Genomic DNA, 12416 nt, shown 5'->3' with positions numbered 1-12416 from the left:
TACGAAAGCCTCGCTGGGTGAGGCTTTCGCAGAGCGAGCGTAGAGCTATTCAGCACGGTTTCCTCTATCTTATAGGCATTATGAACCCAGGTAATTCTAATTTTGTCTCTCTTGAAGCTTAGCTTTGAAGGCTTCTCGATTTTCTTTTTGAAGTTTTTTGAACTCTGATAATTGTTGATCCGTCAGTACGGTAGACATTTCACTGAGTGTAGATTTTCTGATAGCGGCCATTTCTTTGCCTAACTGGCGCTTCTCGCGAAAGCTCATCTTTTGGATCGCGCCAGAGGGACTTTCTATGTTAACGCCGTATTTTGCAAGCACTTGGCGGCGTTGTTCATTGGCTGATTCCAGGATTGGCTTTACTTTTCCTACCTGCTCATCAGAGAGGTTAAGCTTGGCTTTCGTTGCCTCTAAACGCTCCGCAAGTTGTGCGGCATGGTCATTATCTGCCCAAACTAGGGTATTTGCAGAAATGGCAATTATTGCAGCGATTACCAAACTGAATAATTTCTTCATTGTGACTTTCTCGTTAATGAGTAAATGCCGTTGCTGTGAGGAGTATGATAAAGGCTAGATTGTAAGCCAGTGCCATCCAACGCAAGGAAGTGTAAATTCCCTATTCCCCCTCACATGGACTGAGATATTCCAGGATATCCACAGTCAGATACTTCTACTCAAGATAATTCTAGACAATTCTGGATGGCTAGTGCGCCTAGGTAAGTCAATAGAAGATAAACCGATATCCAGTCAGCCCGGAAACCATGAATCGATGAGGGTTAATAGTCAGCAAGCAAAGATTGTCGCCTACAGAGGAACCGGTGGAATAGAGGGTAAGGAGTAGCACTCTAAAAAGGGCTTGATTATAAATTGGTGTATCGTCTTGGACCGCTGGTTTAAGTATTAGTAGAAAGTTAAGTATTCTAAAACGGCGCTATTTCAGCGCCGTCAAAATTTAATCAAGACTTGAGGCAGGTAAAATTGCGTTATTACAGTGCAACGCTTTGCTATGCCGCGATGATGCCTGCCAAAAGCGTCTTAATCCTCTTCACACTGTGGCTTCGTGTGACCATAAATAGTCGGCATAGATTTCCCGAAGGTCTTTTTTGCTGACTTTGCCTGTAGCCGTATGGGGGATTTCCTTGGCAATGACACAGTCATCGGGAATCCACCAGTTGGCAAAATGCCCTTTAAAGGATGCCAGAATCTCCTTAGTTTTTAGTGTTTTGCCTTCAGCGGGAACAATGATCAGGAGAGGCCGCTCAGCCCACTTTTCATGGGCAACCCCAATAACAGCGGCTTCGGCTACTCCCGCCTGTGTCATAGCAAAATTCTCCAGCTCAATAGAGGAAATCCACTCGCCACCGGACTTTATAACATCCTTAGTACGATCAGTGATTGTCAGGTAGCCGTCAGCATCGATCGTGGCAACGTCACCAGTATCAAACCAGCCGTCTTCGGTAAGTGCTGACTCTTTGGATTGATAGTAGCGCTCACAGACCCAGGGACCACGCACTTGTAGGGCTCCAAAAGCCAGCCCGTCTTGTGCCAAGGTATTTCCCTCTGGGTCTACAATACGCATCTCGACCCCAAAGCCCGCTCGGCCCTGCTTAAGCCTGAGGGTCTTTGCTTCGTCTTTAGAGAGGTTCTCAGGTATGCGGGCATTGTAGGTTCCCAGTGGGCTCATTTCAGTCATGCCCCAGGCGTGATGGGTATATACGCCATGCTTTTGCTCGAATTCATCCATAATACTCCAGGGGCAAGCCGATCCACCCACGACTACTCGATTCAAGCTGGGTAGGGTCTCTTCACTTTCCCGCAGGTACTTGAGCAGGGCGAGCCAAACAGTTGGAACGCCGGCAGCGATAGTAACGGCTTCCTTTTGAATTAATTGACTGAGTGTTTTTCCACACCCCATTTTGGGGCCAGGTAACACGAGTTTTGCTCCAACAGCAGGCGCCGCATAGGGTATTGACCAGGCGTTGACGTGAAACATGGGGACAACAGGCAGTATGGCTTCGTCCCTTCTAATCGCAAAAAAATCTGGCATCAATACGCCGTAGGTATGCAGCATCAGAGAGCGATGGGAATAAAGCACCCCTTTGGGATTACCTGTTGTGCCTGATGTATAACAGAGAGCTGCTGCACTCTCTTCCTCTAATTCAGGCCAGTGAAATTCAGTGGGCTCTGCTGCAATCAATGTTTCATAGCAGTAAACATTGCTCAGGCTTGTGGTGGGCATATGTGCTTTATCAGTTAGCACAATGATGCCTTCAATCGAATCTAGATATTCTGCCAGGGATTCGATTAGGGGCATAAATAGCGGATCAATAAACAGCCATCGATCTGCGGCATGCTCAATAATGTAAGATATTTGCTCAGGGAAAAGTCGGGGGTTAATGGTATGACAAACGAGCCCGCTGCAAGAAGTTGCGTAGTAGAGTTCAAAATGTCGGTGATCGTTCCAGGCAAGAGTACCAATTCGATCTCCATCATTGGCTCCAAGCTTTTGTAGTGCATTTGCCAATTGCGAGACTCGCTCAAAAGCTTGTTGATAGCTATAACGAAAATCGGGGTTATCCAAGGTAACTGAAACAATCTCACTATCCGGTGAGTTGCTTAGAGCATGCTTCATAATACCGGTGAGGATGAGCTGGGATTGCATCATCATGCCGTTCATCACTTACTCCTTATTATTATCTTTTATTTTCAGATAGACACTAACCCTCCAAAATTTTGGAGGGTGATAGAAAAAGGATTAGGGGCTGATTCTTATAAAATTATTGAACGATCTTTATCCATTCTCCGGGCTTGGGTTCTCCTCGGGGATAATAACCATTTAACAGGCGTAATTGCTCCTCTGCATATTCGCCGATTTCCATATGTTTTGCCAGGGAGGCAAAGGTAGTTTTTTCATTGGCCTGGACGTAGCGCAAGCGTTTGATGTCCTTCTCTTCTACAATGTCAGTTTGTCGTAGCGGCCTGAAGCTTCTAATGCTGGTCAGGAATAAATTGTCATATTTATCAATAGCTTCTGGATCTGAGTCTTCATCATTTGTGACTTTCCCCTGCAGTACAAATTGTCTGCTACCATAAAAAATTACCGCAATTCTGTCTGGATCTGCATCCTCTTTTTCAAGCGGTGGAATTTTTCCGGTATGACCTTCAAGTCGATATTGATTGAGTTTCTCCCCTTTTTCCAGTTGTCGTAGATCGAACTCTGAGCGCAGAGCCATATCAGCGGGCTGGTTGCCATCGCGTTGGGTAACTGTAATGGTAATTTGTGCACTTTTATCAGGTGCAGAGCCGACAATGGCTGAACGTTGATTTTCTACCAACCAGCCATCGGGAAATAAAAGGGAGAAACCCAGCCGCTTGTGATTGTAGCGATTTTTAGTGGACTGCTGTGTGTTTTGTCCATATACAAGGCCATCTGTTTTTTCCCGATAGTATTCTACTTTGGTTTCTTTGTTATCTTCGGGAAGCTGGCCCGCAGCGTTTACAACTTCCTGTAGGCGAAGGTCATTTCTCGGGTGAGATGCAAAAACACCATGGTAAGTTTGCGGTTTCTTGCCCTCAATACGGGCACGGCGCCGGGCAAATGTCTCCTGATCCTTTAACAGCCCAATAACATTGATCATGGCCTGGGGGTCATAACCAGCGTTGAACATATACTGGGCGCCGAAGCGATCCGCTTCCAGTTCCATCTCGCGGCCGTAGCCCTTCACAGCAGCGGTGCTATATAAGTTTGCAACATCCCCAACTACACCACTGCCGGTAACCAAAACTGACAATACTGATACAACACTGGCTCCGGTCGCAGCTGTTTTTTGCCTTACCGCATGGCGGGCGGTGATATGGCCAATCTCATGAGCTAGTACAGCGGCCATTTCAGCTTCTGAGTGCAGGTAAGTTAGAAGGCCTCGGTTGATGTAGATATACCCACCGGGAAGGGCAAATGCGTTGATATCCTGGCTGTCGATGATCGTAAATTGGTACTTGATATCCGGTCTGTCGCTGGCGGCGGCAACTTTTTGCCCGACATGATTGACATAAGCGGTTAGGACTGGGTCTTTATAGATCGGAGTGCTCTCTATCAGCTTTTCATGCATCTCCTTACCGATGGAGATCTCCTTGTCCTCTGACATTAGAACCAGGTCAGGCTTATTGGTGGCAGGGTTAAATGCACAGCCTGCACTGAGTATTAGGATAGCGCTGGCAAAAGCACGCTCGATAAATTTCATTACCCCTGGCCTCCTGTAGCGTCTTAATTTTTATGAACTGGGTGTTACTGCTGGCATCAAGAATTGTTGGAGCTGCAGCGCCATTCCTTTACAGGCATTATTCTGGACCCTGGCGATTAGTGGTATTGGAACCACGATCGCGGGCATATAGGAGGTTCCTTTGGCATCTGCACTAAGTTTCCCAGATAGTTCGCGGTCCCTGAAATCCCATACTGCCGCTTCGTAGTCAGATTCTTTATCCCAGGTCCCAAAGCCAAAGCACCCTGCACCGCCGGTACTGATGGTACAGCTGATAGAGCCGGCACTGGCTGTGGTCTCTGTTGAACCATCAATCCAGACGATGTACTTCACTCCATAGTTTTCCATTCGCTCACGCACACTTTCATTTTCCATCAGGCGATCTAGGGAGCGAACATGCATAGGTGCTGTCCTGGGTTCAAACCAGGGGTACATAAAATCGACAAAGTCTTGCTCTGGAATAATGTTTACACCTAACTCAGGGTTGTGTAGTTCTCTACCAACACAGGCAATTAAATCAGGCTCTGTTTCATATTCACTGGAGTGACGGCGGCCCAGGATGACGACGGAATCTCCTTCGGCAAGCTCACCATCGGAGCGTCGATACTCATCAATTACGACAGTGGTACAACCGCTAATAAAGATTATCGCTGCAACTAGAAGTGGCTTGAACACGATTTACTCCTCTTATTCAGCCTTTTTGGCTTTCACCTTGATTTCTCTCAGTGATAGCGATCGGCGTTTCCCAGAGAGAAAGGCCTGTAGTTCAGGAACTTTCCCAAACCCGGTATAGAGATTTGCTCCGGCATCGCGCAGGGCGATATTTATCGCCTGAGTTAATGCCTGTTCCTGGGATTGTAAAAATGCGGTAGGGGTTTTTCCGTAAGCGGTTATTACCCAGTTGGCAACCTGCCCGCCACTGGGGTCAAATGCGGTCATGTTGTATTTAATCCATACCTCAAAAATATTGACCCTTGTCTCTCTGGGCATTGTGAACTGCAGCTCTCGCACTTCTGGAACTATCACCAGTTCGACATTGGCGGGGACTTCTTGTGGATAACTGGATAGAGATACGGTATCGGTAAACATGGAACCCAATACTGTTTCAAAAAGATTTTTTTGTGCTCTGCCTGTGCTTATATTCCATTCTTCACGATCTTCACTGTCTTCTTTATAAGTGAAACTTTTAAAGTCCTCACTGAGGTAGAAGCCTACTGTTATTGGCAATTGATCGCCTATTGGGGCTGGGTAATTGCCATCCACCTGTACTGTATGACTGCAAGCACCCAGGAAGAAACTTACAAGAATAAGTACCTTTAGGTGTCCAAAAGAAGTCGACCTATACCTCATATGTTCCTCCTTGAATCATTTAACTAGCGAAAGTCATTCAACCCCACGAAAGTGCCGCCATTTCGATAGGTGAGTTCGCGCATAAGGGCCGCAAAGCGCAGTCCTGTGGTTTGTAGGTGTGGAGGGCGAGAGAACTGTACAGGGAATCCTACTGCATGGATTCTGATATTTCGTTTTCCCTCACCGTGCTTAGCATTTACCCGTTCGACAGCTAACATAACCCTGCGGATTGATTTTCCGGTGAATTCATCGCCAAGCACATAAATACTGATTTTCTTACTGGGATCATAAAAGCTGCGGACGGCTTTCTGGATACCTTCAACAGGGCTGGAGTTACTAAAAGGATTCCAGGACTTCAACCGCTTTAATATCGCTTGGCGGCGTCCTGGGGTATCAGGTATCCACTTGTTTCGATAATTGAAGAACATATAGTCCCCCATATCATTCATGACCTGGATACCTTTAACATTGGGATAAAGGTCTAGAGTATTGACCATCTCCGCCATCATTCGGTCCCAGCCGTAATTAAACATACTGCCGGAGGTGTCGATAATGAAGAGAATGTATTCGCTGTCGACAGGGATTCCGCCAATAACATTGTTTTTACGCTGGTAGTTCTCGCCCAGTAGGCGACGCATTTCATCAGTGATGGATTGTAGTGCAATGGTCAGCTCACCTTTGAGTTTGCCATCCTCACTTTGCCCTTCGGTTTTACTGGCAAATTCCGCTTGAAGTGCTTCCAACTCACCGCGCAGGTTGGCAATTCTCTTGCGCTCGATATCGATTTGTTCTCGCTTTGAATTTAGATCCCGGTTGATAACTGTGGTCTCACCACGGATTTCCCCCAGCTGTTGCTGTAGTTCCAATACCTGCCCTTCGAGGTCTACTTCAGCTTCCTCTAATACAATCGGTTCTGCAGTCTTGGCGATCATCAGCAGCAAAACAATTGCGCCAAATCCGCAGCAGATAACATCCAGGAAAGAAATGCTGAACTCCTCCTGGCGACGCTTTTTTTGTGCTCCTATCATGGCCAGTCCCTCGAAGGTGCAAGGAAAGAGCCTTTGCTTTGCATCGCCAGCTTCCAAAATTCACTAGCCGCAAATGGGTCCCCCTCCATAGGGGCAAGAATGACATTGATGGGGATATTCTTGGGGAGCACTTTAACCGCGCGCTTGAATAGACTGCGCCTGTCTCTACCCGAAATAGTGGGTTTTCTGGGCGCACTCATCCCTTGGGTCGGTAACCCATCGGTAATGAGAATAATGTTGTCGGGCAGTGGCGTCATAGCGTTAATAGCGTTAAATACTCTCTCTAGACTGGTACCATTTTCCGGCACTACTTCATCTAGCCCCTTGATAGCCTGGTCCAACTGGTCGCGGTCATCCACATTGAGCCAGCGATCTTCTGTACCGGCTATTGCGGCACGAAAAGAGGTATTAAAAGTATAGATCTGGTATTGGCTATCCCTGGGAAACTGAGCAGTAAGCCAGGAGACTGTGCTGACGGCCCTGCGCCATTTTTCAGTTTTGCGTTTTACCGGTGAAGACATGTTACGGGCGCGTATTATTTTAATAAGCTCGTCGCCGAGCATAGACGCCGATGAATCCAATAGTATCAGGATGCGATTACCGCCTAGGCGCAGGCCGGTGAGGTATTGACGATCTCCATCACCGACAAATTTGCGAACGTTATTTCCCAGCTTTTTATTTTCTTCCTCAAGGTTCTTTTTCGCCTGCTCCAGTTTTTTGAGTTTATCTTGTAGCCTCTTGATATCCTCTTCTTCATCGATACTGTCGATTTCAGCGATATTGCCTTTGGTTTCCTCTATTTGCTCCAAAATGCGTCTGGCAAGCCCTTGAGCCTCAACCAGTTCATCACTAACGACATCCAGAGTATTTCTGGCTTGAACTAAGTGTTCCTGTCCAAATTCCACCTCCTCTTCCAGAAGGTTCACCTCGGCAGTGAGATCTTCAGTCTCTACTTCAACTTGGTGATCGGAGCCGTGTTTGATAATAAGAAAAATTAACGCTACTGCCCCAAAACCACAGGACATGATATCGAGGAAGGACAGGCTAAATGTGGAAAAACGACGCTTTTTACGCCCCATATCGCTCCACGCTAATCGCAGTTATCACATCTTGATAATCTGCAACTCCAATTGTATCGCCGGCGTTGAGATTAACGGGTGACTCAATCTCTTTTCCATTGAGTGTGAGCTGAATTCCAGCATCCACCCGCAAAGCAAGTCTGCCGGCATGATTTGTGACTGTTGCGGCAGGGTGCTCCGGTGGTGTTGGGGTGACTTGAAATTTCTCGTCATGCCAGAAAACGAATAGAGGTTCCTGGGCGGCCAGTGCCTTGTGTCCAAAAAGTAAATGTGTCGCTACGGTTTCTGAGGATTTCTCTACATGCACCTTGACCTCGCTAGGGGGAGGGCAGTGACAGAGTTGATCAGTTTCAATGTACTGCTATCACTGCGTAATTCTTTCCAGCGATGATTGATGGCATGTGCAATGGAGTCTCTTGAGAGAAGATGTACACGTTGGGCAAGCTGAATTCCCCCTGGGATATCAGCCCAGCGATGGGAGATAAAACTCACACTTTGACTTTCCTCCAGGTTTTCAATCATTGCTCGTATACGGGATAGGAGAGGGGTTGTTGCATCTTGAAGCTGCCGCAGGCTGATCTTTGCTGTTCGATCATCAAGTTCAGCTAGAACTTCTCCGTGACGCATCGCTCGATCAGTCCACTGGGGCATCAAATCATAGAGTTGCTGTTCTGATTCAGCTGAATGGAGAGGGTCAAATCGGCACTGCATAATAAATGCATCGGTAAATACGCGAGCCCAGGATTCCTGGAAGTTGTGTAGTCCTGCGTCGGCAACAGTTTCTACCGTTTTCACCGTGGCTTGCTTATCCACAGCAATCTTTGTTACCAGTGTCTGGTGGAGTTGTAGGTCGATATGCAGCTGGATTCCAGCAGGAGCCAAATTACCCAGGCACGCGGTTGCTGCATCAACAATACCTACGATATTGATATCGCTAACTTTAATAACCCCCAGGAGTAAAGCCAGTTGTTCGTGGGTAAAATTGCCGGGAACAGCGAGAACAATTTCATCGGGAAGGTCACAGTGCTCCGCGATTTCCTGAAGGTGGCAGTAGACCAAGTCGGCATGGTGGCGGCAGCGTTGATTTTCTGACTTTAGTGACTCGAGGCTCAGTCTTCTCCAAAACTGGTTGTTAACCTGAGTCGGATGGCTCCTGGCACGCATTTGAGCTGAGGTACCAATATGAATTTTATTGTGTTCAATAACTGCAATTCCAGGACTTTCCAGTACTTCGTTAGTATTTGAAAATACACGTAATCCGCAGTCATTTATTTCCAGGACGCCTTGTCCCATGGGTTTATTCCTCGCTACGACTTATTCAGGTAAAACCGCTAGCTGATTTTCAGAAAACGCAGTAAGCGGTTGTCACAGTAACTTTGTGTATCCAACACCAGACGCTCCTGCATGAGTTGTAGCTGGTGAGTGAAAAACATAATGACGATACTAATTACCAGGGCGATAAAGGTAGAGTTAAACGCGACCCCCAGACTTACCGTCACGCCAGCTATATCCCCCTCTACGGCTCGATGCGCCTGTGATAATGCTTCGCCGATACCTCGTACCGTGCCAATAAATCCGATAGATGGAATAGCCCACGTAATATAGCGAACCATTGCCAGCTCAGAGTCGAGTCTGTCTCCCTCAGTTTCGCAAACCTCTTTTACAGAGTTGGAAACGGCGGCGACATTCTTAGTAGAACCGAATCGCTGCAGGGCGGTGAGTAGTGCCCTGGGAACTAAATATCGTCGTTCCTCTTCAGGAAGGGCTTGTATCGGGCGGGATAAATCACGGGTATCCTCGGGAAGAATAGGAGTTCCCTCGCTGATATTAAGTAGAGCTTTGTCCAGTAATTTTCGCTCGCGAATGCTTCTCTGTGCCTTTAGTCCCATAATGGCCATTGCCCACAACATCAGAACAAAGCAGGCCTCTTGCTCATAGTCGCGCATCACAATGTAGATAGAGCGTTGTTGAACGTAGGTTTCCCCAGCGGCCTCCCTCGCCAGTTGCTCCTCAATTAGCGCATCTGCATTAGGGCGAATAATGGCGACATAAATCGCGTGGACCAAAATAATAGACCCCAGAAGAGCAAAGACCTGGAAGACAAAATCCGATGATTTAAATTTCATGGCGATACTCGCTAGAAGCTATTTCTATATATCTACGGGAAAGGAAACCGATAAGTCTTCGGAGATTTCTTCCGAGGCCTTATAGTCATCTGAATTACTTTTATTCCTAGTTATTGGTGCTTCTTTCTTGGGAATTACTGCCGCTGTTTGCTGGTTCTCTTTCGGCTTGTTTTCATCTTCTGCGTACGCAAAGTTGATAAATAGAAGCAGTAAAGTAAGTAATAAATATTTCACACTAGTCTCCTAATTCACCCAGCGGGCAAGGCGGAAGCCAATATCATTACGAGCGGATTCTCCGTAATCACGGTAGGAGAGGCGCAACTCAGTCAACCCCGAATGACGCCAGCTGGAACCACGGATTACATGGAAGTCCCCATCCTCTGGACCGACAGGGTTTTCTTCGATACGTCGGGATAATCCGGTCCCTATCGTGTATAGATCGTGAATCCATTCAGAGACATTTCCACCCAAGTCATAAATACCAAAAGCATTAGGACTGTAGCTACCTACCGGTGAGGTAGCTGCGTAACGATCACTGTAGGTGCGAAGGACTGCAGGAACTAGTTTTGTGGCAGTAGTATCTGCGTAGTTTCCGGAATTGCTCTTTATTGGTAGCTCATTTCCCCAAGGGAATTTTTTCATGGTGCCTTGATCGTATCGTGCAACCCAGGCCCATTCGGCTTCAGTCGGTAAACGATAACCGTTGGCTGCGCCATCAAAGCCGACAACACGCCCGGCTTCCGTCAAATAGACCGGTGTGAGACCGTCTCTTTCACTGAGCCAATTGCAAAATAGCACTGCCTCTACCCAACTGACATTTACAACTGGCAGATTGTCATTGTCGAGACTGACACCATTTATATGGCTTGAGGTATGCAGGCGCTTGAAACGCCGATATTCCCGGTTAGTAACTTCAGTGGTCCCAATATAGAAAGGCCGATTTAGAGATACCTGACGCATAACCTCGTTTGCCCGCCGCCCCTGTTCTCGCCGGGATGATCCCATGGTAAATACGGCGTTGGGGCGCATGAGTTTCATGGTGCCGCCAGCTGCGTGACGCAAAGTTGATGGGGTTTCTCTCCAGCGCGCTTGTTCGGATGTAAGCAGTACCGCTCTGACAGTTTGCTCCAGTTTCGTGCTGGGAATGACACGAGTGTCAAATTCCTGGTAGCCCTGTTTGCGTACGACAATGTTATGGCTGCGAGCTGGCAGGTTAAAAGTTTGTCCACTGTTCCCGGCGTATTGACCATCAATGTAAACTTCTGCATCTGGAGGGACGCTACTGACGTGAACCCTGCCGTACACAGCATTTAGGTTTATATTCAGGTCCCGCTGTGTTCCAGCACCGAGGTCAACTGTGTGCTCAATAGAGGCGTAGCCATCCTTGAAGAAGCGAAGTCTATGCCTGTGGCCGGAGGCCAATTCCAGTTCCAGTGGGGTATGACCGCGAAACTCTCCGTTGACTGTCACTCCCGCTCCCTCTGGGGTGGTAACAACGCGTAAAAGTCCATCAGCGGGTCCCAGGCTGACGGTTGCTAGCGTTTGATCGACACCGGCTGTAACAGCGACAGGAATATCGACAGTTTTATGTTCAGGCAGTGAAATGGATACGGTTCTGTCGCCCTGAACTAATTCAGTGGTCAGTGGTGTTCTGCCGAGAACTTTTCCTTCAACTGTGACCGTGGCCCCGGGAGGGTTGCTGCTGACGGTGATATTGGCCCAGGCCGGTCGAAGTGCGGCCTCCAGTGTGTGGGTATTGTCTAACCCTTCAACATTTATTTCACGTGTGAACGGCAAGTACCGGTCTGATAGGACAGTCACACGCATAGGACCTGCGTTGATTGCTTCCACAAGACCATTTTTATTGGGTACTTCCCGTCCATTAATAAGGATTTTTACTGGTACAGGGGGCGTTGTTTTAACCTGTAGGTGGCCGGGAAGTTTTTCCAGGGAAATGGAGTGGCGACTGTGCCCGTCACGTTTTACTTCGACTTCGCCACTCTGGGGCAAATAGCCGTCAGCACTGATCGTGAATTGATAATTACCAGGTAAAACCAAATGTCCATCGCCCAGAGGAATAGCGAACCCACTGACCTTGATGCGGGCATCAACCGGGTTGGTATCAAAGATTAATGACCGCGCCATAATCAGATAGCTGAGTGCAAAAATAGCGAGTAAAAGGCAACCTGCGACAATCAATGCTCGCTTAGAAAGAAAGAGTCGCGCGCGGGTAGATTTTATTTGTACCGGGGTGAATCCAACTGGCTCAATCAGGCTTTGTTCCTGAACTGGCGGCTTTTCATCCTGGACAGGTACTGCTTCCTTCACTGTCATTTATGTTTCCCTATTGCTGGTACTTATAGATTTTTCGCAATGGCATTGGTTTGGCACGCATCGCTTTATGCTCAGTCAGCCTGACCAAAGGTGGGTACACAATTTTCTATCTGCAGAAAGCTTAGCTTGCTGGCGTAATCTGCATGGGGATTTATAGGGTGTTTGTCACAGAACACCTCGTTTCGCTCAGCTCAACGAGGTGTCTGTTGTCATCGGAGCTCATTACGGAAAATCTTATTT

12 protein-coding genes are annotated in these 12416 nt (G+C 47.6%); all 12 read right to left on the bottom strand.

Annotated elements, in window-relative coordinates; all coding sequences use genetic code 11:
- Positions 1-96: 96 nt before the first annotated feature.
- A complete protein-coding gene (locus P0078_RS10345) occupies positions 97-516 on the bottom strand; it encodes a hypothetical protein (protein ID WP_282934296.1) in 420 nt (139 codons plus the stop codon).
- Positions 517-1045: 529 nt separating this feature from the next.
- Entirely contained in the window at positions 1046-2677 is a 1632-nt protein-coding gene (locus P0078_RS10340) for a long-chain fatty acid--CoA ligase (RefSeq protein ID WP_282934295.1), read from the bottom strand.
- 100 nt (positions 2678-2777) lie between these two features.
- A complete protein-coding gene (locus tag P0078_RS10335; RefSeq protein WP_282934294.1) occupies positions 2778-4241 on the bottom strand; it encodes a M48 family metalloprotease in 1464 nt (487 codons plus the stop codon).
- Positions 4242-4271: 30 nt separating this feature from the next.
- Positions 4272-4934: a hypothetical protein gene (locus P0078_RS10330; protein WP_282934293.1), complete on the bottom strand. Its 663-nt coding sequence runs from the start codon at positions 4932-4934 to the stop codon at positions 4272-4274.
- A 12-nt stretch (positions 4935-4946) separates the two neighbouring features.
- On the bottom strand, positions 4947-5609 hold the full coding sequence (locus P0078_RS10325) for a hypothetical protein (protein WP_282934292.1): 663 nt from the start codon (positions 5607-5609) through the stop codon (positions 4947-4949).
- A 23-nt stretch (positions 5610-5632) separates the two neighbouring features.
- Positions 5633-6637 carry a VWA domain-containing protein gene (locus tag P0078_RS10320; RefSeq protein ID WP_282934291.1) on the bottom strand — a complete coding sequence of 335 codons (1005 nt, stop codon included), beginning with the start codon at positions 6635-6637 and terminating at the stop codon, positions 5633-5635.
- Positions 6634-7716, bottom strand: coding sequence for a vWA domain-containing protein (locus P0078_RS10315; protein WP_282934290.1), 1083 nt, complete (start codon positions 7714-7716; stop codon positions 6634-6636). The genes P0078_RS10320 and P0078_RS10315 overlap by 4 nt, the downstream gene beginning before the upstream one ends.
- Positions 7706-8023 carry a hypothetical protein gene (locus P0078_RS10310; protein WP_282934289.1) on the bottom strand — a complete coding sequence of 106 codons (318 nt, stop codon included), beginning with the start codon at positions 8021-8023 and terminating at the stop codon, positions 7706-7708. Before P0078_RS10310 ends, P0078_RS10315 begins: the two co-directional genes overlap by 11 nt.
- Positions 8014-9009, bottom strand: a complete 996-nt coding sequence (locus P0078_RS10305; protein ID WP_282934288.1) for a hypothetical protein — start codon at positions 9007-9009, stop codon at positions 8014-8016. Before P0078_RS10305 ends, P0078_RS10310 begins: the two co-directional genes overlap by 10 nt.
- A 38-nt stretch (positions 9010-9047) precedes the next feature.
- Positions 9048-9842, bottom strand: coding sequence for a MotA/TolQ/ExbB proton channel family protein (locus P0078_RS10300; protein WP_282934287.1), 795 nt, complete (start codon positions 9840-9842; stop codon positions 9048-9050).
- Positions 9843-9866: 24 nt separating this feature from the next.
- Positions 9867-10076: a hypothetical protein gene (locus tag P0078_RS10295; RefSeq protein ID WP_282934286.1), complete on the bottom strand. Its 210-nt coding sequence runs from the start codon at positions 10074-10076 to the stop codon at positions 9867-9869.
- 9 nt (positions 10077-10085) lie between these two features.
- Positions 10086-12176, bottom strand: coding sequence for a PEGA domain-containing protein (locus P0078_RS10290; RefSeq protein ID WP_282934285.1), 2091 nt, complete (start codon positions 12174-12176; stop codon positions 10086-10088).
- Positions 12177-12416 lie beyond the last annotated feature (240 nt).

The organism is Microbulbifer sp. VAAF005, from assembly GCF_030012985.1.
Lineage (GTDB): Bacteria > Pseudomonadota > Gammaproteobacteria > Pseudomonadales > Cellvibrionaceae > Microbulbifer.
This window is presented reverse-complemented; position numbering and strand designations above follow the sequence as displayed.